The sequence below is a fragment of the Inquilinus limosus DSM 16000 genome (assembly GCF_000423185.1).
Lineage (GTDB): Bacteria > Pseudomonadota > Alphaproteobacteria > DSM-16000 > Inquilinaceae > Inquilinus > Inquilinus limosus.
In genome coordinates this window covers 125860-146118 of sequence record NZ_KE383985.1, presented here as the reverse complement: position 1 = coordinate 146118, position 20259 = coordinate 125860, and the positions used below count along the sequence as shown (strand labels likewise).

General features: G+C 70.8%; 21 protein-coding genes. 5 read left to right on the top strand and 16 right to left on the bottom strand.

Features of this window, described 5'->3' with window-relative positions:
* Nucleotides 1-51: 51 nt before the first annotated feature.
* Complete coding sequence (locus tag G537_RS0130340; protein ID WP_034853521.1) at nt 52-591, bottom strand: DUF3576 domain-containing protein; 540 nt, start codon at nt 589-591, stop codon at nt 52-54.
* Between the two features lie 76 nt (nt 592-667).
* Nucleotides 668-1843 carry a porin gene (locus G537_RS0130335; RefSeq protein ID WP_026873243.1) on the bottom strand — a complete coding sequence of 392 codons (1176 nt, stop codon included), beginning with the start codon at nt 1841-1843 and terminating at the stop codon, nt 668-670.
* 364 nt (nt 1844-2207) lie between these two features.
* Here G537_RS0130335 and G537_RS0130330 point away from each other — a divergent pair, with 364 nt between their 5' ends.
* A complete protein-coding gene (locus G537_RS0130330; RefSeq protein ID WP_026873242.1) occupies nt 2208-2903 on the top strand; it encodes a YggS family pyridoxal phosphate-dependent enzyme in 696 nt (231 codons plus the stop codon).
* A 184-nt stretch (nt 2904-3087) separates the two neighbouring features.
* Here the strand turns inward: G537_RS0130330 and G537_RS0130325 are convergent, their stop codons facing one another.
* Nucleotides 3088-3588 carry a L,D-transpeptidase family protein gene (locus G537_RS0130325; protein ID WP_026873241.1) on the bottom strand — a complete coding sequence of 167 codons (501 nt, stop codon included), beginning with the start codon at nt 3586-3588 and terminating at the stop codon, nt 3088-3090.
* A gap of 54 nt (nt 3589-3642) precedes the next feature.
* Here G537_RS0130325 and G537_RS40835 point away from each other — a divergent pair, with 54 nt between their 5' ends.
* The 4 genes from G537_RS40835 (at nt 3643) to G537_RS40830 (ending at nt 6587) form a co-directional block, all read left to right on the top strand.
* Entirely contained in the window at nt 3643-4398 is a 756-nt protein-coding gene (locus G537_RS40835; protein WP_051249329.1) for a response regulator transcription factor, read from the top strand.
* Between the two features lie 204 nt (nt 4399-4602).
* A complete protein-coding gene (locus tag G537_RS0130315) occupies nt 4603-5415 on the top strand; it encodes an MBL fold metallo-hydrolase (RefSeq protein WP_245579172.1) in 813 nt (270 codons plus the stop codon).
* Nucleotides 5412-6308, top strand: coding sequence for a class I SAM-dependent methyltransferase (locus G537_RS0130310; RefSeq protein ID WP_034853519.1), 897 nt, complete (start codon nt 5412-5414; stop codon nt 6306-6308). Before G537_RS0130315 ends, G537_RS0130310 begins: the two co-directional genes overlap by 4 nt.
* A gap of 42 nt (nt 6309-6350) precedes the next feature.
* Entirely contained in the window at nt 6351-6587 is a 237-nt protein-coding gene (locus G537_RS40830) for a hypothetical protein (protein ID WP_034853517.1), read from the top strand.
* A gap of 68 nt (nt 6588-6655) precedes the next feature.
* On the opposite strand, the gene G537_RS0130300 is transcribed toward G537_RS40830, so the two are convergent.
* From G537_RS0130300 to G537_RS0130240, 13 genes are all read right to left on the bottom strand, one after another.
* Entirely contained in the window at nt 6656-7828 is a 1173-nt protein-coding gene (locus tag G537_RS0130300; RefSeq protein ID WP_026873237.1) for an ABC transporter permease, read from the bottom strand.
* Entirely contained in the window at nt 7825-8823 is a 999-nt protein-coding gene (locus tag G537_RS0130295) for an ABC transporter permease (RefSeq protein WP_026873236.1), read from the bottom strand. The genes G537_RS0130300 and G537_RS0130295 overlap by 4 nt, the downstream gene beginning before the upstream one ends.
* A gap of 37 nt (nt 8824-8860) precedes the next feature.
* The gene (locus G537_RS0130290) at nt 8861-10762 is read right to left on the bottom strand and encodes an ABC transporter substrate-binding protein (protein WP_026873235.1); all 1902 of its coding nucleotides are present in this window, start codon (nt 10760-10762) and stop codon (nt 8861-8863) included.
* Nucleotides 10759-12645, bottom strand: coding sequence for an ABC transporter ATP-binding protein (locus tag G537_RS0130285; RefSeq protein WP_026873234.1), 1887 nt, complete (start codon nt 12643-12645; stop codon nt 10759-10761). The genes G537_RS0130290 and G537_RS0130285 overlap by 4 nt, the downstream gene beginning before the upstream one ends.
* A 49-nt stretch (nt 12646-12694) precedes the next feature.
* Nucleotides 12695-13234, bottom strand: a complete 540-nt coding sequence (locus G537_RS40825; RefSeq protein ID WP_051249327.1) for a hypothetical protein — start codon at nt 13232-13234, stop codon at nt 12695-12697.
* A complete protein-coding gene (locus G537_RS0130275; RefSeq protein ID WP_051249326.1) occupies nt 13231-14019 on the bottom strand; it encodes a polysaccharide deacetylase family protein in 789 nt (262 codons plus the stop codon). Before G537_RS0130275 ends, G537_RS40825 begins: the two co-directional genes overlap by 4 nt.
* Nucleotides 14020-14114: 95 nt before the next feature.
* A complete protein-coding gene (locus G537_RS0130270; RefSeq protein ID WP_026873232.1) occupies nt 14115-15278 on the bottom strand; it encodes a glycosyltransferase family protein in 1164 nt (387 codons plus the stop codon).
* Nucleotides 15275-15859 carry a histidine phosphatase family protein gene (locus G537_RS0130265; RefSeq protein WP_026873231.1) on the bottom strand — a complete coding sequence of 195 codons (585 nt, stop codon included), beginning with the start codon at nt 15857-15859 and terminating at the stop codon, nt 15275-15277. The genes G537_RS0130270 and G537_RS0130265 overlap by 4 nt, the downstream gene beginning before the upstream one ends.
* Nucleotides 15860-15863: 4 nt before the next feature.
* Nucleotides 15864-16253: a type II toxin-antitoxin system VapC family toxin gene (locus tag G537_RS0130260; RefSeq protein WP_026873230.1), complete on the bottom strand. Its 390-nt coding sequence runs from the start codon at nt 16251-16253 to the stop codon at nt 15864-15866.
* On the bottom strand, nt 16240-16515 hold the full coding sequence (locus tag G537_RS0130255) for an AbrB/MazE/SpoVT family DNA-binding domain-containing protein (RefSeq protein ID WP_026873229.1): 276 nt from the start codon (nt 16513-16515) through the stop codon (nt 16240-16242). The genes G537_RS0130260 and G537_RS0130255 overlap by 14 nt, the downstream gene beginning before the upstream one ends.
* A 68-nt stretch (nt 16516-16583) precedes the next feature.
* On the bottom strand, nt 16584-17708 hold the full coding sequence (locus tag G537_RS0130250) for a glycosyltransferase family 4 protein (RefSeq protein ID WP_026873228.1): 1125 nt from the start codon (nt 17706-17708) through the stop codon (nt 16584-16586).
* Nucleotides 17705-18964: a glycosyltransferase family 4 protein gene (locus G537_RS40820; RefSeq protein ID WP_051249325.1), complete on the bottom strand. Its 1260-nt coding sequence runs from the start codon at nt 18962-18964 to the stop codon at nt 17705-17707. The genes G537_RS0130250 and G537_RS40820 overlap by 4 nt, the downstream gene beginning before the upstream one ends.
* Before the next feature lie 7 nt (nt 18965-18971).
* A complete protein-coding gene (locus G537_RS0130240; protein ID WP_026873227.1) occupies nt 18972-20174 on the bottom strand; it encodes a glycosyltransferase family protein in 1203 nt (400 codons plus the stop codon).
* Nucleotides 20175-20259: the final 85 nt, after the last annotated feature.

The following is a 20259-nucleotide window of genomic DNA, read 5'->3' as shown; positions in this document are numbered from 1 at the left end:
GCCGCGGATCAACCCGCGGCGCCCGGATGGATGACAGCCCTGCGGGCCGGATCACTGGGCGGTCGACTGCTCGAGCCCGGTGATGCGCAGCTGCCGCGCCTTGGTCAGGATGGTGTCCTCGAGCGCGCTGGCCATGGTGGCGGGGGCCGGCGCGTCGGCCCAGCCGCCCCGGCCCTGGACCTGGCGGAACACGCTGACCCGGACGCCGTCGGAACGCAGCTCGCGGCCCAGGATGTAGACGTTCAGCTTGTAGCGCTCGTTGGGGCTGTTGGGCGCCGTGTACCAGTCGGTGACGATGGTGCCGCCGAACGGGTCGGCGCTGGTGATCGGCATGAAGGAGACGGTGTCGAGGCTGGCGCGCCAGAGATAGGCGTTGACGCCGAGGACGGCGCCCTCGCCGAGATCCTGGGGCCGCTCGGAGCCGGCGCCGAAGCTCAGGCCGCCCGGGCCGAAGATGCTCTGGTTGTCCGGCGGGGTGCGCTCGCGCGAGGGGCCCAGTTCGGGGCTGGGGCCGACCTTGATGCCGTCGTCGGAGCAGGCGGCAAGGGAAACAACGACCGTCAGCAGGGCGAACAGCGATCTCAACGACATTCGGCGCGGCCACATAGAAAAAGGGAGCGGCATCATAGCCGCTCCCCCTTCAAAGGCTAGCTTTTTATCGGATCGATCAGAAGGAGACCGAGATGCCGGTCAGGAACGTCGCCTGCTCCCAATCGCTCTCCTCGTTGACGATGACGCCACCGAAATCCCGCTTACGGTAGTTCTGGATCTCGTAGATCACCTCGGCGTAGGTGTTCAGGCCGGGCGCCAGGGTGTAGTTCACGGTCGCCGCGGCGATGTGGTTGTCCTTCAGGTCGCCCTTGTCGTCGCCGCCCGAACCGGTCAGGTCGTTGTTCTTGTCGGCCCAGGTGTAGGCGTAGCCGAGGCCGAAGTTCAGGGCGCCCAAGCTGTAGCCGAGGCCGACCCCGACCGTGTTGAAGTTCTTGTCGGTCTCACCGCCGCCGAAGCCGCTGGGCACGCCGACCCAGACGATGCTGCCGACGATGCCGCCGAAGCCGACCTGGCCGCCGACGCTGTAGGCTTCGAGGTCCCAGCGGTTATTGATGCCATTGCCGTAAGTGGCGGTGCCGCGGACCTTGACGCTGGTGCCGTCGAACTCGCCCTCATAGCCGACGCCGCCGCTGATCACGTTCTCGAAGATCTGGCCGTCGTTGAACAGGTCATCCCGCCCGACGGTGCCGGTGCTGAGAGCCGTGGTGTCCGAGATGACAGGCGTGAAGCCGACGCCGAAGATGAAGCCGCCGATGCTCGGCGAGGAGTACTTGATGCTGGTGCTGCGGGCCAGACCCGTATTGTAGGTCGGGTCGAGCATGAAGAAGTCACCACCGCCGTAGCGGTAGTTGCCGTCCAGGTTGTCGCCGTAACCGCCCTGGGCGTTCAGGATGTCGTCGGGCGCGAAGAAATAGCCGAAGTCACCGGCGACCTGCGGCGAGTCGCCGAAGGTCACGGTACCGAACTCGCCCTTCACATAGACATACTGACGGTCAACCGTGACGTTCTGGCTCCGGTTGACGTTGTTCATACGGATGCGGGCGCCGTATTCGAGGCCGGAATCCGTAACGTTCTTGATGTCGAACTGCAGACGGCCGTTCGAGTTGAAGTCGTACTCGCGGTCGCGGCCGTCGTCGGTCGAGCCGATGATCAAGCCGGCTTCCCAGGCGACGAAGCCGCTGATCTTCATCTCGAGCCCGGACGTGACCGCCTTGTCTTCCGCCGACGCCGGCGCTGCAGCCGCCAGCGCGGCGGCGACCAGCGCCGTCCCACCCAGCAGAATCTTCTTCATTCCTACCTCCTAACGCGGCCGAACGGCCGGATGTCCCCTAGAATGTCCCCTCGAAGACGACACCACAGCCAGGGTGCGAATGGCGTCGATCTGCAGGTTATACGGGGCAGCCATGCCGGCCGACAATGAGCAAGTTGCACAGAAGTCACAAAAGCTGGGACGTGTGCTCCCGCTGCAACATGTGGTTGAGGCCACCCTGACGACATCGCATGCAAGCACTCGCCGTGATCCCCGAAAGCGCCGAAGCCGGGGGCCGCCCGGCGGCCGCCGACGATGGTTCCGAACCGCCTGCAGCCTGCGGCGCCGGGCCGCGCCCGGGCCGCGGGCGTTGCAAACCCGCATCGTTGTGCCGGATTGTCGCAGTATGACGACCATCACACTTGCAGAGTCCCTCGCTTCGCTTCGATCGCGGATCGAAGCCGCCGCCCGGGCCGCCGGCCGCGACCCCGCCGCGGTCACCCTCGTCGCCGTCTCCAAGGTGCAGCCGGACGACCGCATCGAGGCCGCGCTCGCGGCCGGCCAGCGGGTGTTCGGCGAGAACCGGGTGCAGGAGGCGCAGGCCCGATGGGCGGCGCGCCGCGAGGCCCGGCCGGATCTCGAACTCCGGCTGATCGGCCCCCTTCAGACCAACAAGGCGAAGGACGCGGTGCGGCTGTTCGACGTGATCGAGACGGTCGACCGCCCGAAGCTGGCGCGCAGCCTGGCCGAGGCGATGGCGGCGACCGGCCGGCGGCTGGACTGCCTGATCCAGGTCAACACCGGCGAGGAGCCGCAGAAGGCCGGCGTCGTGCCGCGCGAGACCGAGGATCTCTACCGTCTGTGCACCGAGGAATGCGGTCTCCCGGTCCGCGGCCTGATGTGCATCCCGCCGGTGGACGAGCCGCCGGCCCTGCATTTCGCGCTGCTCGCCGATCTGGCCGGGAAGCTGGGCCTGCCGGTGCTGAGCATGGGGATGAGCGACGATTTCGAGGTCGCGGTGCGCTACGGCGCCACCCATGTGCGCGTCGGCACCGCGCTGTTCGGCGCCCGCGTCGTCCCGCCCCGGCCGGCAGAGGGATGAACGGCGGCTCGGCCCGAACCCCCTCACCCTCCCATTCGCTGCCGCGAATGGGCCCCTCCCTCTCCCCGAGGAGAGGGGAATCGACGCGGCGCCCCCTATACCTCTCCTTGGGGAGAGGTCGAAATCGCGTCAGCGATTTCGGGTGAGGGGGCGGGCGCCGGCCCATCCATCTGACCGAGACCCGTCACCTCGGCAAGACCACCAGCGTGTCCCCGGGCGCCGCGGCGGCCAGGAGGTCGAGCAGGTCCGCCCGGGAGAGGGCGACGCAGCCCTCGGTCGGACCCCCATCCGGCCGGGCCAGATGGACGAACACCGCGCTGCCCAGGCCGGCCACCGGCGGGTCGTCGTTGTGGCCGATCACGACGACGAGGTCGTAGAGCCCGTCGTCCCGCCACATCCGCTCGTGCCGGGCCGGGTGGGGCAGGCGGACCGGCCGGTTGTAGGCCGGGTCGGCGGGATCGTCGCACCAGCCGTCGACGGGCGCGATCGGCGCGCAGGGCAGGGCGGTCGCCGGGGCGGGGCCGCGGTCCGGCCGGTACAGCGCCCGGCGCAGCGGGAACCGGCCGGACGGCGTCGCCCCGTCGCCCTCGCGCTTGTCCGGCCGCACCCCGCCGCGGCCGAGCGCGCAGGCCCTGCGGCCGGCACCCCAGTCGATCCATCCCTTCGGAGAGACCACCACATCCACGGCTTCGCCTCCTGTTCGTCGCGAAGTTTAGTGACCGTGCTAAATTGCGCCGCCATGGCCGCCATCGCATCCGATACCAGCGCATCCGACACCGCCGCCGAGACGAGGAAACGGCTTCTCGTCGCCTGCGGCAACAGCGCGCTGCGCGCCCTGCTGGGCGAGCAGTTCGCGGCGTCGGCGGATTTCGCCGCCACGACGGTGGCGGAGGCGGCGGCGGCCGAGGCCGCGGTCGCCCGGGCCGCGGGCACCGGCGGCGACTTCGCGGCCGCGATCATCGACGAGGCGATCCTGGCGGGAGAGGACGGCGATCCGGCGCCCGAGACGCTGTGCGGCCGACTGCGCTCCTCCGGCCTCGCCGGGCCGATCCTGGCGATCGGCGACCGGGCCGAGCGCTTCGCCGACGCCGATGCGACGCTGCGCCCGCCGATCCGGATCGGCGTCCTGCTCACCAGCCTCCGCGCCGCCCTGGCGCGGCGCGGCCAGGCCCGGCCGGACCCGGATCTCGGCCCGTACCGGTTCGATTCGACGGGCTTGCGCCTGATCCATGGCGACGGACGGGAGATCCGCCTGACCGCCAAGGAGGCGGCGATCCTGCGACATCTGCGCCGGCAGGACGGCGCCACCGTGTCGCGCGACTCCCTGCTCGACGCCGTCTGGGGATACGCCTCCGGGGTCGCCACCCACACGGTGGAGACCCATATCTATCGGCTGCGGCGCAAGATCGAATCCGACCCGGCGCGGCCGTCGCTGCTGCTGACCGTTCCCGGCGGCTACGCGCTGGGCGGTGCAGGGGAGGAGGCGGGCGAATGAGGACGGCGACAAGCCCTGTGACGGGCGACACAGACGTGGCCCCGCGGCCGTGCTTCACCATCAATATGTCGAAAAGACCTTTTTTCTCGACTCGTGCGACTCGGTGCGCGACAGTTCCCTCCGCCGGCGTCCTCGGACGTGACGGACGGTTTCCCGCGCGCCGAGAGTCAGACTGACGCGCCGATGGCGAAGACGAGCGACCTTATGCTCCGGTTCTGGGGCGTACGCGGCAGCATCGCCTGCCCTGCCTCCTGCAACATGCGCTACGGCGGGAACACGAGCTGTATCGAGATCCGGCGCGGCGACGACCTCCTGATCATCGACGGCGGCACCGGGCTGCGCGACCTCGGCCACCGGCTGATGGAGGAGGGGCGGCCGGATGTCGACGTCTTCTTCACCCACACCCATTGGGACCATGTCTGCGGCGTGCCGTTCTTCAAGCCGGCCTACGCCAAGGGCCGCAAGGTGCGTTTCTGGGCCGGCCATCTGAAACCGCAGAACAAATCGATCTATTCGGTGTTGTGCGAGACGATGATGGCGCCGCTGTTCCCGGTGCCGATCGGCGTCTTCCAGGACTGCGAGTACCACGATTTCGACTGCGGCACCCCGATGGAGCCCTTCCCGGGCATCAAGCTCAACACCTGCTGGCTCAACCACCCGAACCTCGCCTGCGGCTACCGCATCGATGTCGGGGACAAGAGCATCTGCATCATCACCGACACCGAGCACCGGCCGGACGGGGTGGACCAGGTCATCGCCGATTTCGTTCGCGGCGCCGACATCATGGTGTATGACGCCATGTTCACGGATGAGGAGTATCCGAGATTTGTCGGCTGGGGCCATTCGACCTGGCAGGAGGCACTCAAGCTCGCCGACGCGGCGGATGTCGGCCGGGTCGTGCTGTTCCACCACGATCCCAACCATGATGACGCGTTCCTCGACCGGATCGCGGATGCTGCCGACCGTCGGCGTCCCGGGACGCTGGTCGCGCATGAAGGCATGACGTTGCACCCTTGAGTTCGAACACCGCTCCCCCAGATTTCGGCCGCCGCCTGCGACGCTGGCGCCTCGGCCTCGCGACCCTGTTCGGCCGTCAGCCGAGAGGCTTCTTCATCCCGTGCAGCTATGCCGACGAGGTGCCGGACGAGATCCCGCCCTATGCCGGGCACGAGGCGCTGTTCCGCTCCTCCGAGCCGGTGTTCCAGGCGGTGCTCGACGTCATCGACTCCTATCGCGACGCGCTGCTCGCGATCGGCGCGACCGAGCGTGAGTCGCCGCCGCCGCAGCCGCGCTGGGACCAGGGCTGGTTCGCCCGGCTCGACGCCGCCGCGGCCTATGCCATGGTGCGGGCACGGCAGCCGGCCCGGATCGTCGAGGTCGGCTCCGGCCACTCCACCCGCTTCATGATCCGGGCGGCGATCGACGGCGACCTGGCGTTGGAGTTCACCGCCATCGACCCCGCCCCACGGGCCAGCATTGCCGAGCTCGGCATCACCCATCTCGAGCAGACGGTGCAGGAGGCGGGGACCGAGCCGTATCGGGATCTCGCCGAGGGCGACATCCTGTTCATCGATTCGAGCCACATCGCCATGCCCGGCACCGATGTGGACTTCCTGGTCAACCAGGTGCTGCCCTGCCTGCCGCCCGGCGTGCTGGTGCACATCCACGACATCTGCCTGCCCGACCCCTATCCGGAGGAATGGGGCTGGCGCGGCTACAACGAGCAGCAGGTGGTGGCGGCGCTGCTGACCGGCGGCGGCTTCAAGCCGCTCTTCGCCAGCCACTACGCGGCGACGCGCATGTCGGAGAAGGTGACGGCCACGGTGGTCGGCCAGCTGCCGCTGCGCGACGGCACGCCCGAGACCAGCCTGTGGCTGGAAAAGGCCTCGCAGCCGCTGGCCTACTTGTGAGGGCCCGCGCGGTCAGCTGATTCGTGCTATGGTGTGCCTGCCATGACCGACCAACCCGACAATCTCGTCGTCGAAATCCTGCGCTCGATCCAAGCTCAGCTCGGCGAGATTCGCGCTGAGCAGCGGGAACAGCGTGTCCGCCTGGCCGCCATCGAGCGGCATGTTGCCCATATCGAGCGCGAGAGTGCGGAATTTCGCGCCGAGATCGGCGGCCGCTTTGATCGGGTGCACGACCGTCTCGATCGGATCGAGACCCGGCTCGGGCTGATCGAAGTATAACCCATCGGCTCCGCTCCGCCCTCGCCGCACTCCTCAGGCCGCCCCCGTCGCCGTTTGCTGCGGCGGCCCTACCGGTACGGATCTGCGGCGTCGCGCAGGCCGTCGCCGAAGAACTGGAAGGCCAGCACCACCACGATCACCGGCACCACCGGCAGCAGCAGCCAGGGGTAGAGCGCGACGACGTTGATGTTCTGCGCCTCGTTCAGGAGCACGCCCCAGCTGGTGACCGGCGGCCGAAGGCCGAGGTTGAGGAAGCTCAGCGCCGTCTCGCCCAGGATCATGCCGGGGATGGTCAGGGTGGCCGAGGCGATCAGGTGGCTCATGAAGCTGGGCAACAGGTGGCGGAAGATGATCCGCGGCGGCCGCGCGCCCATGAGCTGGGCCGCGACGCAGAAATCCTCCTCGCGCAGGGCCAGCAGCTTCGACCGCACCGACCGGGCGAGGCCGGTCCATTCCACCAGGCCGAGGATGATGGTGATGCCCATGAACACCAGGATCGGGCTCCAGGTCACCGGCAGGGCCGCCGACAGCGCCATCCACAGCGGCAGCTGCGGGAAGCTCTGGATCACCTCGATCAGCCGGTTGACGATGTTGTCGACCCAGCCGCCGTAATAGCCGGCGAGGCCGCCGATGACGATGCCGAGCACGAAGCTGACGGTGATGCCGAGCAGGCCGACGGTCAGCGAGATCCGGGCGCCGTAGACGATGCGGCTCAGCATGTCGCGGCCCAGCCGGTCGGTGCCGAGCAGGAAGAAGGTGCCGCGCTCGGGCGGGCAGACGAGGTGCAGGTCGGCCTCGAACAGGCCCCAGAACCGGTAGCCGTCGCCGCGGCAGAAGAAGCGCAGCCTCTGCGGCTGCGACCGGTCCTCGGTGTAGACCCGCCGCATCGATTCCATGTCGAGGGAATACTGGTAGCCGTAGACGAAGGGCCCGACGAAGCTGCCCTCGTGGAAGAACCGGACCTGCTGCGGCGGAGCATAGATGTGGCCGGTGTGGCGGCTGTCGAGGCCATAGGGCGCCAGGAATTCGCTGACCAGGATCGAGAGATAGGCCAGCAGCAGCACGACGCCGGAGATCGCGGCCAGGCGGTGGCGCTTCAGCTTCCACCACATGATCCGCCACTGCGAAGCCAGGAACCAGCGCTCCTGCTGCGGCGTCAGCGGGGTCTCCTGATACGGGTCCCAGGGCGCGGTGTTGACGTAATGGTCGGGTTCGCGCGGGGGCAGGGCGGCATCGCTCATTTCACCGCGCCTCCGGTCAGGCGGATGCGGGGGTCGAGCGCCGCCAGCGCCAGGTCCGAGATCAGGGTGCCGATCACCGTCAGCACCGCCAGCCACAGCACGAAGGAGCCGGCGAGGTACATGTCCTGGCTCTGCAGCGCCGACAGCAGCAGCGGCCCCGCGGTCGGCAGGTTCAGCACCACCGAGACGATGGTGGCGCCGGAGATCAGATGCGGCAGGATGTTGCCGATGTCGGCGATGAACGGGTTCAGCGCCATGCGCAGCGGGTATTTGAGGAGCGCCCGCTGCCGCTTCATGCCCTTGGCCAGGGCGGTGACGTAGTACTGCTTCTGCAGCTCGTCCAGCAGGTTGGCGCGCAGCCGCCGGATCATCGCCGCGGTGCCGGCGGTGCCGATCACGATCACCGGCACCCACAGATGGCCCAGCACCGAGGCGAACTTGGCCCAGCTCATCGGCTGGTCGAGATATTTCGGGTCCATCAGACCGCCGATCGAGATGCCGAACCACTGGTTGGCGAGGTACAGCAGCACCAGCGCCAGGAGGAAGTTCGGCGTGGCCAGGCCGAGGAAGCCGAGGAAGGTCAGCCCGTAATCGCCGACGCTGTACTGGTGGGTGGCGGAATAGATGCCGATCGGGAACGACACCACCCAGATGAACAGCGTCGTGGCCAGGGTCAGGATGATGGTCAGGATCATGCGGTCGCCGACCACGGCCGTCACCGGCATCGAATATTCGAAGGACCAGCCGAAATCGCCGCGCAGGCAGTTGGCCAGCCAGGACAGGTATTGCAGCAGGAAGGGCTGGTCGAGCCCGTAGTTCTGGCGCAGGAACTGCAGCTGGTTGGGGTCCAGCGATTCGCCGCGGCTGCGCAGCTCGTTGACCATGGTGGTCAGGTAGTCGCCGGGCGGCAGCTGGATGATGGCGAAGCTGATGAAGCTGATCGCGAGCAGGGTCGGGATCATCACCAGGATGCGCCGGGCGATGTAGCTCAGCATGGCGTTTCCGCCCCCCGGGCCATGGCCGTCGCCGCCGTCATGGGTCCACCCAGAAGGTGTCGGGACGATAGACGCCGAAATGCGCCCCGGGATCCCAGGACAGGATTCCCTTCTCCGGCACGTTGTGCAGCCGGTCCTTGACTACGATCGGGGCCAGCACGGCCTGGACGGTGCCGATCGAGGTCACCTCGTCGGCCTGGATCTTCACCATCTCGCGGACGATGGCGTCGCGGCGGGCCTTGTCGGCGGTGGTGTGCCATTCGTCGTAGAGCGCCATCAGCGTCTCGGCGAAGGGCTCGTCCGGCTTCTCCCCGGCGGCGCCCCTGGTCTGCAGGTACTGGCCCCATTTCGGATATTGCAGCCAGTTCTGGTCGACCGGCGCCAGCCCCGACGGCACGGTGCTCGGCGTGATCAGGGCGTTCTCCATGCCGGTCCAGACCGACATCACCGTGTCGCCGGAGAAGATCCGCTGCAGGAACACGTCGCGCTGCGACTGGGTGGTGTAGAGCGCCACGCCGATCTTGGCCCAGCTGTCCCGGATCAGCTGCAGGATGTCGGCCTCGATGCTGCGCTCGCCGGTGCTCTCGACCACGATCTCGAGGCGCCGGCCGTTCGGCATCAGCCGGATGCCGTCGCCGTCGCGCTTGCCCAGGCCGGCCTCGTCGAGAAGCGCATTGGCCTTGGCGAGGTCGAACTGGGTCCATTCCGCCGCCAGGGCCGGGTCGTAATAGGGCGATTCCGGCAGCACCGTGTTCTGGCTCGGCCGGGCCAGGCCGAAGAACACCACCTGGTTGATCTCGTCCCGGTTGATCGCGAGCGACAGGGCGCGGCGGAAGCGGACGTCCCGGTTCAGCGCCCGCCAGTCCTTGTCGTTGCAATTGAAGTTCGGATACAGCGCGACCTCGGAGCCGAGGGCGGTCGGCCACAGCCGCACCTCGTAATGCCCCGCCTTCTGGCCGGCCTTGAGGAAGCTGATGTTGTCGAAGCGCAGGCCGCGCTGCTGCAGGTCGGCATCGCCGGCCCCGGCCTTGGCCGGGATCAGCGATCCCTCGACCACGTTGACGACGACGCGGTCGAGATAGGGCAGCTGCCGGCCCTGGCTGTCGATCCGGTGGTAATAGGGGTTGCGGACGAAGACGAAGCGTTCCGCCGGGCTCTTGGTGGTGTTGATCCAGGGCTCGAGCTGCGGCAGCTCCGGATTGGCCGCGTCGATCAGCTTGCCGCGCAGGTTGAACAGCGCCACCCAGTTCCGCATCCCCGCCTGCTTGACCAGCGCGTCCAGGGCCTTGGGATCGGCGTATTTCTTGTGGAACTGCTTCAGGTAATGCGCCGGCGCGAAGATGTAGAGCGGCGCCGGGCCGGCCAGGCCGGGCAGGAACTCCGGGTTCGGCTTGGGCCAGGAGTAGCGCACGGTCAGCGGGTCCGGGAACTCGACCTTCGGCAGCTCGCCGTCGACCAGCAGGCGCGTGTCCGGGCCGTAGGGCGACAATTCCTTGTCGAGCTCCATGTCCTCCCAGGCGAAGCGGAAATCCTCGCTGGTGAAGGGCTGGCCGTCGGACCATTTGTGGCCGGGCCGCAGACGCAGGGTGAAGACGCGCTCGCCCTCGACATCGACCGACTGCAGGATGTCCGGATGCAGCTGGAAGTCGGGGCCGTAGCCGACCAGCCGGGCATAGCCGTAGGTGTTCATGATCCGGATGTCGCGGGCCCGGCCGACCATCCAGGCGATCTCGCCGCCCTGGCGGCCCGGCTGCTTGCCCTCCGCCGCCATGTCGACCACGGCCGGGGCCTCGGGCACCCGCTGGGTTACCGGCGGCAGCTTGCCGGCCGCCACGTCCTGCTCATACATCGGCGTCTCGACCAGCGCCGGGCCGGCGGCCGCGGGCAGGGCCTGCGCGAGGCCCAGCAGGATCGCGAGCAGGCGGAGCCGCCGGATCACGACGCCAGCTCCAGCGCCGGCTCGTCCGTGGCGCGGACGAAATGGCCCTTGTCGATCTCGACCAGCCGGCCCGGCACGTCGGGCCGCAGGGTGAAGGGCGCCGGCCAGGCCCCGGGATCGGAGGCGCGGCCGCCCATCAGCGCCGCGAAATCCAGCCGCCGCGCCGGGTCCGGGGCCGGCACCGCCGCCAGCAGCGCCTTGGTGTAGGGATGCACCGGCCGGGCGAAGAGCAGGGCGCGCGGCGCCAGCTCCACCACCCGGCCGCGGCACATCACCATGATCCGGTCGGCGATGTAGTCGACCACCGCCAGATTGTGGCTGATGAACAGATAGGTCAGGCCCAGCCGGTCCTTGAGGTCCTTCAGCAGGTTCAGGATCTGCGCCTGGATCGAGACGTCGAGCGCCGAGACCGGCTCGTCGCAGATCACCAGGTCGGGGCGCAGCGCCAGCGCCCGGGCGATGCCGATGCGCTGGCGCTGGCCGCCGGAGAAGCTGTGCGGATAGCGCTGCAGATGGCGGATGTCGAGCCCGACCAGCCCCATCAGCTCCTTGGCGATCGCCTTGCGCTCGGCCGGCGTGCCGATGCCGTGGATGGTCAAGGGCTCGGTCAGGATGTCGAACACCGTCATCCGCGGGTTCAGCGAGCTGAACGGGTCCTGGAAGATGAACTGCATGCGCGGGCGGAAGGATTTGAGGTCCTCGCCCTCCAGCGCCAGCACGTCGACCGGCTTGCCGTGGTCGTTGAAGCGGATGCTGCCGGCATCCGGCGTCAGCGCCCGCATCAGGATCTTCGACAGGGTGGTCTTGCCGCAGCCGCTCTCGCCGACCAGGCCCAGGCACTCGCCCCGCCGGATGGTGAAGGAGACGTCGTCGACCGCCTTGATCTGCTCCTCGTGCCCGCCGCCGAGCAGGCCGCTGTTGCGGATGGTGAAGGTCTTGGCGACGCCCTCGACCGTCAGCAGCGGGCCCGCCGCCTCGGCCGCCTCGGTCCAGGCCCGCTTGCGCGCGGCCAGCATGTGGCCGTCGCCCTGGCGGATCTCGCGGATCGGCACCAGCCGCTCCGTCCCCATGTCGAAGCGCGGCACCGCCCGCAGCAGCGCCTTCAGATAGGGGTGGCCGGGGTCGGTGAAGATCGGGCCGATCGGCCCGGATTCCATCACCTCGCCGCGATACATCACCACCACCTCGTCGGCGATATTGGCGACGATGCCGAGGTCGTGGGTGATGATCATGATCGCCATCCCCAGCTCGGCCTGCAGGTCCAGCATCAGCTTCAGGATCTGGGCCTGGATGGTGACGTCGAGCGCGGTGGTCGGCTCGTCGGCGATCAGCAGGGCGGGGTGGCAGACCAGCGCCATGGCGATCATGGCGCGCTGGCGCAGACCGCCGGACAGCTCGAACGGATAGGTGCGCAGCGCCCGGGCGGGGTTGGGGAAGCCGACCAGGCGCAGCATCTCGCGGGCCAGGTCGCGCGCCTCGGCCGGGCCGACCGGCCGGTGCAGCCGCACCGCCTCGACGATCTGGTTGCCGACCGTGTGCAGCGGCGACAGCGAGGTCATCGGCTCCTGGAAGATCATCGAGATCCGGCCGCCGCGGATGTCGCGGTATTCCGCGCCCTCCACCGGCAGCTTCGCCAGGTCGACGACGGTCCCCGGCCGGTCCGGGTCGCTGAACAGGATCTTGCCGCCGGTGACGCGGCCGTTGCTGGGCAGGATGCCCATCACCGCCTGCGCCAGCACCGACTTGCCGGAGCCGCTCTCGCCGACCACGGCGACGGTCTTGCCGGCCGGCACCCGCAGCGACACGCCGCGCACGGCCTCGAGCGTGCCGCCGGGGACGGTGAAGCCGATGCGCAGATCGTGCAGGCGCAGGATGTCGGTCACCGCGGCCGGCCCCCGTCCGCTGTCGTCCGGTCTCTCGCCCCCGCGCCCGTCATTCCTCGGACCCGTCGCCGGCGGGGCGGACGCCCCAGCGCTCGGCCAGCCCGCCCTTGGGCGCGATCAGGCCGAGCGACATCAGGTTGGCCTGGCTCGAATCGTCGATCGGCAGGCCCTTGGCGACCGCCGCGTCATGCGCGCGCGACGCGATCTCCTCGAAGCCGCTGATGGTCGATTCGATCTTCAGCCGACGGCCGCCGCCGCCACCGAGGTCGAGCTGCATCCAGCCGCGCTGGCGGTCGCGCCGGACCGAGAAGTAGCGCAGCCGGAAGTGCGACAGGTCGCGCCAGGCGATGCGGACGCCGAACGGGCCGTGCGCGACGATGCCCTGGTCGTCGGCCTCGATCACGCTCCGATGCCGCAGCCAGGTTCGCAGGAGGAAGGCCAGGAACACCAGCGCCGCGACGGCGAAGGCCAGGGCGACGATCCAGTGCATCGGCAGCAGGATCAGCGGCAGCGCGGTCAGGGCCAGCCCCGCCGCGCCGCGCGCGTAGTCGCCCCCCAGCTCGGCCATGGCATAGCGGTGGGCGGTCATCGCCGGGCTCCGAACAGGCTGTCGGCATCCGGCCAGGCGGCCGCCGGGTGCCGGCTCAACAGGGAGAACAGGCCGTCCAGGAAGATCCATCCCTCGTCGTCATGCACCAGGTGATGCGTCAGGATCCCGGTCGGCTCCTCCGGATCGGCGGCGCCGACGCGGCGGTCGGCGAGGTGACGCAGGATCGGCGCCAGTGTCCGGTCGATGCCGGCGAAGCCGCGGCCGCCGCGCCAGTCGACCGGATCGGCATGGGTGTTGACCTGCGCCGGGCCCGGCGCCGCATCCCGCGCGCCGAAGCCGGACAGCACGAGGAGGCCGGCCTCGCCCAGCCGGGCGCGCAGCTGCGGGCCGATGCGGTTCCAGGGCGGCGCCAGCACCGGGCGGAAGCGGTCGCCGAACAGGGCCTGCAGCTTGTCACGGCCGGCGCTCAGCTCGGCCAGAACGGCCTCGGCCGGCCGGTGGTCGCCGAGCTCCGCCGTCTTCTCGCCGGCCGGCGCGTGCGACCGATGCGCCCAGCCGTGCTGGATCGCCACCGTCGGGGTGCCGGCCAGGCGCTCCGCCAGTGCCGGCCCGGTCCCGTCCGGGATGACCGCCAGCGCGACCCAGCGTCCGTGGCGGGCGGCCAGGGCCAGCAGCCGGTCCAGCGCCGGGCTCGGCGCGACCGCGTCGTCGTCGCGCCACCAGAAGCTCGCACGGCGGCCCAGCGCGGCCCACCGGTCCAGCTCGGCCCGCAGCTCGGTCCAGGGTTCGGGCGGCAGGGCAGGGGGCTTGGTCGGCACGGGCATGGATCGGGAAGGTCCGGACGAAAGCGGCACTATAGCCGCAGGCCGCGTCCGGGCGGCAAGCCCCGCATCCTCGAATCCGGACTCCTCCAGTCTTCTCACGCGGCGCTCCGGCTCGAAGCGGCGTCGCGCAGGAGGACCGCGGCGGTCCGGGCACCGTCCAGGGCCAGCGCCGCGCGCGGCGGCGGGGGCGCGGCCATGGCGTCGTCCACCGCGCAGGCCAGGCGCTGCGGCGTCAGCCCCGCCTCCGGCACCACGAGGCAGTGGCCGCGGGCGGCCAGAAGCTCCGCCCGCCGGGTCTGCTCGGTCTCCCCGGCGGCGGCGAAGGGCACGAAGACGGCGCGGCAGCCGGCCCGCACCACATCCATCACCGTGTTGTAGCCGGCCTGGCTGATCGACAGGCGGCAGCGCGACAGCAGGCTCGGGAAGTCCGGCCGCGCTGGTTCCACGATGACGTCCCCGGGCACGCCCTCCGGCGCCGCCGCGGTCAGTTCGGCGACGGTGCCGGCGGGCAGGTCGGGCCCGGCCAGCAGGCGCCAGCGCGCCCCGCTTTGGCCGGACAGCGCGCGGGCGGCGAGGGCGGTGCGCAGCAGGTCGGCGCCGACCGCGCCGCCGCCGACCGAGACGATCACCTCGTCGACGCCGTCGCCCGGCGGCGCCTCTCGGGTCGACGGCGCGCCGACATAGCCGGTGTAGCGGATCAGCCGGGCGACCCGCGGCGCCGGCGGGAAGCTGGCCTCGAACGGGATCACCGCCGGGTCGCCATGCACCAGCACCAGGTCGAACAGGGCGAGGGCGGTGTCGGCCATGCCCTCGACCTTGGCCGGGTCCTTCTTGTCGACCAGGATGTCGCGGACCGAGCAGGCGATCAGCGGCCGGGGGCTGGCGCGGCGGGCGATCTCCAGCATCGGCACCAGCTCGAAGGCGAAGGCGCGGCGGCCGAAGGGAAAGGTCTCGACCAACACGATGTCGGGCCTGGTCCGGGCCAGCAGCGCCAGCAGCTCGGCGGCGCGCCGCTTCTTCCAGCCGCTGTCGATCGGCCGGTCCTCGGCATCGAGCAGGGTGCGAAAGCCGGTGTCGGCCGACCGCACCGGCGGCAGCGGCACCACCTCGGCGCCGCCCCAGTCGGTGCCGGGCACGGCGAATCCGCCCTGGGCCACGGTCACGGCGAAGCCGGCCTCGGCCAGGGCTCGGGTGATCGCCGCCGCCCGCCGGACATGGCCGATGCCCAGCAGATGCTGAACGTGAAACAGGACCTTCATGCCGCCACAGGAATGTTCAGCCGCTCGATCACCGGCGCCCCCGTCGAGTCCAGCCGGAACAGGTGTGCGCAGCCCCACTGCAGCCCGTCCGGCGCGTCGCCGATCATGGTCCAATCGGCGGCCAAGGCATAGAGCGCCAGGATGACGCCGCGATGACAGACGGCCACGGTGTCGCGCTTCGCCGCAGCCAGCCGCGCCAGAAGCGGCGCCAGCCGGGCCTGCAGCTCGCGGTAGGACTCGCCGCCCGGGGCGCGGAAATCCAGGCCCAGCGCCTCGCGTCGGGCCAGCTCCGCCGGGTCGATCCTGGTCTTGTCGGACAGGCGCAGCCCTTCCCATTCGCCCCAGTGCAGCTCGGTCAGCGCCGGCTCCGGCGCCGGGTCGAGGCCCAGCAGCCGCGCCGTCTCCAGGGCCCGGCACAGCGGGCTGGCCAGCGCCTGCCAGCCTGCGGCCCACTCCGGCAGCCGCCATCGGGCGGCCGCCGCGCGCCCGGCCTCGGACAGCGGGATGTCGGCCCGGCCCTGGATCCGGCGTTCGGCATTCCACGCGGTCGGCGCGTGGCGCAGGACGAGGAGGCGGGTCACGCGGTCAAGGCTCTCGGATGTTGACGGACGGCTGCTTGGCTGCGGTCTTGATCAGCTTGCGGTCGAACGTCAGGAAGGCGTCGCAGTGACTCGCCTTGCCGAGATGCAGCGCGTCGGCGAAATCCATACCCCCAACCATGCGGTCCAGCGCCTGCGCGATGAGAGCCGGTTCCTCGAGCGTGACGCCAGGGAGTCCGGCAAGCTTCCGCAGCGCGTCGGCGACCTGGTCCGGCGGGAAGCCGTAGGCGCTGCGCAGCACCCATTCGCTCTCCAGCATGACGGTCGTGGCGATGGTGATGTCGCCGGCCGCGAAGGCCATTCGCGCCCGTTCGGCCTGGCGCTTGTCGTCGGCGACCAGGAAGCGGACGAGGACGTTGGTGTCAATCGCGCGCACGGCGCTTGGCCTCGGCTGCGATCGCGGCAGCCATGTCCTCGAGCGACCGTGCCGGCCCGGCATAGGCGAGACTCCCGAACACCTCGCCGATGCTGGTTTCGGCAAAAAGCGGCGCCGGCTTCAGGACGACGCCTTCGGGCGTGTCTTCGACCGTCAGCCGCGTCCCGGCGGACCAGTGTCGCCGGTCGCGGATCGCCTTGGGCAGGATGACCTGACCCTTGGTCGAGACGACTGTCGTCTGCCGCTCCGGTCCAGAAACCATGATGCATCTTCCCAGGTAAGACGATGGTAAGATATGGCGCCTGCACGTCTGCCCGCAAGGGCAGCCCTCTATCTGGTGTGCGAACGGTCATCGTGCCCCGCCACGACCTGCCGCAGCGTACGGTCGAGGATCGCGGCCGCGGCGGCGATGTCGTGCCGGGCCAGGATGTTGGCGCGGGCGGCCTCGCCCATGGTGCGGCGTTGGGCGGGGTCGTCCAGCAGGGCGGCGACCGCGGCGGCGAAGGCGGCCTCGTCGCCCACCGGGGCCAGCAGACCGGTCTCACCATGCCGCAGGATCCCGGCGATGCCGCCGGTGACGCCCCCGGCCGCCCCGACAACCGCCGGCAGGCCGGCGGCCTGGGCCTCCAGCAGCGCCATGCCGAAGGCCTCGTTGACCGCGGGCCAGACGAACAGGTCGGCCTCCGCCAGCACCTGCGGCATCGATTCGGGCGGCAGCGCGCCGCGGAACGAGGTCCGGGAAGGATCGTAGAGCGGCTCGATCCGGGGCCGGGCCGGGCCGTCGCCGACCACGGTCAGGGTCCACGGCCGATCGGCGAGGCGCCGCAGGGCGGCCGCCAGCAGGGCATAGGACCGCTCCTTGTCGCCCTCCCGCATCATGCCGACGGCGATCAGCCGCGGCGGGTCGGCCGGCCGGCGGATGACGGCGGCAAAGGGGGCGGCGTCGAGGAAGGGCGGCAGGCGGACGATGCGCTCCGCCGGCACCAGGGCGGACAGGCCGGTGGCGTCCCTGTCGCTGAAGGTGACCAGCGCCGCGGCCCGGCGGATCGCCGCGGCGGCGGCGCGGTGCCCGGCGGCCCAGGGTCCCTCGGCGCGGCGCGGCGCGTGCGACGCCTCGGCGGCGACATAGGGGATGCCCAGCGCCGCGGCCACCGGCGGCCCCAGCCAGTCCGGCGCCTTGTGGTAGAGGTGGTAGGTGAACCAGAGATCGGGCCGGTCGGCCCCGGCCGCCCGCCAGCGCCGGATCAGGCGGTCGGCGACACGGGCGCCCAGCGCCTCGATCCGGGCCGGCCGGGCCGGGTCCAGCCCCGGATCCCAGCTGCGCAGCCGGCTGGCGAGGCGGACCTCGTGCCCGCCGCGCCGCAGCGCCTCGATCAGCAGGCGCGCCATGCGCCGGTCGCCGGAGGGGACCGGATGGCCCGGCGGCTTCATCGGCGCGTAGAAGGCGATCCTCATCCGGGAGCTGGCAGGCCGAAGCGGCGGGCCAGCTTGGCCAGGCCGACGGCGAAGCCGAAGTCGCGCCGCACCCGCGCGGCGCCCGCGGCGCCCAGCTTGGCGCGGCGGGCCGGGTCCATGATCAGCCCGGCCAGGGCGTCGGCGGCGGCCGGCACGTTGTCCGGCGGCACCAGCACCCCGGTCTCGCCGTCCAGGATCAGCTCCGGGATCGCCGAGACGGAGGTGGCGAGGCAGCACAGGCCGGTGGCCTGCGCCTCCATCAGCACATTCGGCAGCCCGTCGCGGTCGCCGTCGGCGGCGATGCGCGCGGTCAGCACGAACAGGTCGGAGTCGAGCAGCGCCGCCAGCACCGCATCCTGGGTCAAGGCGCCACGCCATTCGATCCGGTCGGCGAGGCCGAGCCGAAGCGCCTGGGCCCGCAGGTCGGGCAGCAGCGCGCCGCCGCCGATATGGGTCCAGTGCCAGGCCAGGTTCGGCGGCAGCGCCGCGAAGGCGTCGAGCAGCCGGTCGAAGCCCTTCTTCTCGACCGCGCGGCCGACCGAGATCAGCCGCACCGGGTCGGCCGGGTCGCGGCCGTCGCGGCGCGGCCGGGCGATCGGGTCGGGGAAGCGGCCGAAGTCGAGGCCGTGATGCACCAGCGACACCCGTCCCGGCTCCGGCGCCAGCCTGGCCAGATAGGCGTGGTTGACCGCGGTGCAGGTGGCGGCCCAGCGCGCCTCGGCCAGCTTCTCGCGCAGCTCCCACTCCGGCGTCGTCCAGATGTCCTTGGCGTGGGCCGAGACGCTCCAGGGCAGGCCGCGGATCAGCGCGGCATAGCGGCCGACCGAAGCCGGGGTGTGCAGATAGTGGATGTAGATCCAGCTCGTCTCGGGCGGCAGCTCGCGCGCCAGCACGCAGGCCTGGCCGAAGCGGCGCCAGCGGTTCGGCGTCGGGTCGCGCCGGAAGTCGCGGCGGAAGGCGGCATAGGCGGCGGCGTAGCCGGGCTGGCACCGGGCCCAGTCGCGCGCCGCCTCGACCCGCGCCTGCTCCTGATACAGATATTCCGGCAGGTACAGCACCGGCGCGGTGATCCGGCGGTTCAGCCCGTGCACCTGGCTGTCCGTCGGGTGTCGCAGCGACACGATCAGCTGGCGCTGGCCGAGCTGCTGCAGGCCCAGGATCTCCTGCGCGATGAAGGTCTCCGACAGCCGCGGATAGCCCTTGACCACGATGGCGGTCAGGCCGGACCCCGGCACCCTCTGCGCTCCCTCGGTCATGTCCTGCTCACGCCGTGGCGCGGATCGAGGCGGGCGGGTCGATGGCGTCCATCGCCAGCCGGTCGACGGCGTCGAGCCCGTCCAGCATGCCGGGCAGGAAGCGGGTCGAGGGCAGCGGCTGGTCGGGCAGGGCCCGCAGCGCGCGCACCATCACCTCCGTCTCGCCCGGCCCGTCCTGGTCGAGCATGCTGACGAGGCCCAGCTCTGCAGCGCGGGAGGCGCGGATGTGCTGCTCCAGCCGCGGCCGCACCCGGGGCACCAGCAGGGCCCGCTTGTCGAAGGACAGGATCTCGCAGAAGGTGTTGTAGCCGCCCATGGCGACGACGCCGGCGGCGCGGACCATCAGGTGCTCGATCCGGGCGTCGAAGGTGATCACCTCGATGTCGTCCAGCCTGGCGGCGCGGGCCATGAACTCGGCCTGGCGCTCGCGCTGCATGAACGGGCCCAGCACGATCAGCGCGGCGCAGGGCATGGCGCGGTCCGCCTCATAGGCCCGCAGCACCCAGTCGACCAGGTCCTCGCCGTCGCCGCCGCCGCCGGGCGTGACCAGGATGTACGGGTCGCGCAGCGGCGCCGCGTCGGCCGGCACGTTGGTCGGCGCCCGCCGGCGCAGATAGCCGGTATAGGTCATGCGGGCGCGCACCGAATCCGGCAGCTCGATATCGGCCAGCGGGTCGCAGATCTCCGGCAGGCCGTAGATCCAGAGCTGGTCGTAGAGATGCTCCAGCGCCGGGACGACGTTCTTGCGCTCCCATTCCGGGGCCAGGAGGGACGGCTCGTCCATCACGTCGCGCAGGCCCAGCACGGTGCGGGTGCCGCGGTCGCGCAGCATCTCCAGCGTCTGCTTGACCTCGCCGCGCAGGCCCAGCGGCTCCTTGTCGACGATGAACAGGTCGGGATCGAAGATCGCCGCCGTGTGCTCGATGATCGAGGCGCGCATGGCCAGCGTCTCCTCGATGTCGATGTGCAGCGACAGGGAGGTGTAGTCGCCGTTGCGCAGCTTGATCACGCCCGGGATGCGGACGAAGTCGACCCGGCTGCGGAAGTCGAAGCTGCCGATGATCGGCGATCCGGACAGGATCATCACCGACAGGTCGCTGTGCCGCGCCACCAGCGCATGTGCGATGGTGCGGCAGCGGCGCAGGTGGCCGAGGCCGAAGCTGTCGTGGCTGTAGATCAGGATGCGGGCCTGAGCGGTGCGCTTCGCCATGCAGCCTTGTCGCCTGAAGACCCGGGGGCGGGCCGACACGGACGGCCCCTGCCGCCCGGCGCGCTTTTAGCACGAAGGCTTCGGA

What these genes read in the sequence shown, in the direction of transcription:
- G537_RS0130340 (WP_034853521.1), bottom strand. Translation starts at nt 591, where the DNA reads ATGTCGTTGAGATCGCTGTTCGCCCTGCTGACGGTCGTTGTTTCCCTT.
- G537_RS0130295 (WP_026873236.1), bottom strand. Translation starts at nt 8,823, where the DNA reads ATGCTGAGCTACATCGCCCGGCGCATCCTGGTGATGATCCCGACCCTG.
- G537_RS40835 (WP_051249329.1), top strand. Translation starts at nt 3,643, where the DNA reads ATGGCCGCCATCGCATCCGATACCAGCGCATCCGACACCGCCGCCGAG.
- G537_RS0130335 (WP_026873243.1), bottom strand. Translation starts at nt 1,843, where the DNA reads ATGAAGAAGATTCTGCTGGGTGGGACGGCGCTGGTCGCCGCCGCGCTG.
- G537_RS40825 (WP_051249327.1), bottom strand. Translation starts at nt 13,234, where the DNA reads ATGACCGCCCACCGCTATGCCATGGCCGAGCTGGGGGGCGACTACGCG.
- G537_RS0130250 (WP_026873228.1), bottom strand. Translation starts at nt 17,708, where the DNA reads ATGAGGATCGCCTTCTACGCGCCGATGAAGCCGCCGGGCCATCCGGTC.
- G537_RS0130275 (WP_051249326.1), bottom strand. Translation starts at nt 14,019, where the DNA reads ATGCCCGTGCCGACCAAGCCCCCTGCCCTGCCGCCCGAACCCTGGACC.
- G537_RS0130330 (WP_026873242.1), top strand. Translation starts at nt 2,208, where the DNA reads ATGACGACCATCACACTTGCAGAGTCCCTCGCTTCGCTTCGATCGCGG.
- G537_RS0130315 (WP_245579172.1), top strand. Translation starts at nt 4,603, where the DNA reads ATGCTCCGGTTCTGGGGCGTACGCGGCAGCATCGCCTGCCCTGCCTCC.
- G537_RS40820 (WP_051249325.1), bottom strand. Translation starts at nt 18,964, where the DNA reads ATGACCGAGGGAGCGCAGAGGGTGCCGGGGTCCGGCCTGACCGCCATC.
- G537_RS40830 (WP_034853517.1), top strand. Translation starts at nt 6,351, where the DNA reads ATGACCGACCAACCCGACAATCTCGTCGTCGAAATCCTGCGCTCGATC.
- G537_RS0130240 (WP_026873227.1), bottom strand. Translation starts at nt 20,174, where the DNA reads ATGGCGAAGCGCACCGCTCAGGCCCGCATCCTGATCTACAGCCACGAC.
- G537_RS0130255 (WP_026873229.1), bottom strand. Translation starts at nt 16,515, where the DNA reads ATGGTTTCTGGACCGGAGCGGCAGACGACAGTCGTCTCGACCAAGGGT.
- G537_RS0130300 (WP_026873237.1), bottom strand. Translation starts at nt 7,828, where the DNA reads ATGAGCGATGCCGCCCTGCCCCCGCGCGAACCCGACCATTACGTCAAC.
- G537_RS0130270 (WP_026873232.1), bottom strand. Translation starts at nt 15,278, where the DNA reads ATGAAGGTCCTGTTTCACGTTCAGCATCTGCTGGGCATCGGCCATGTC.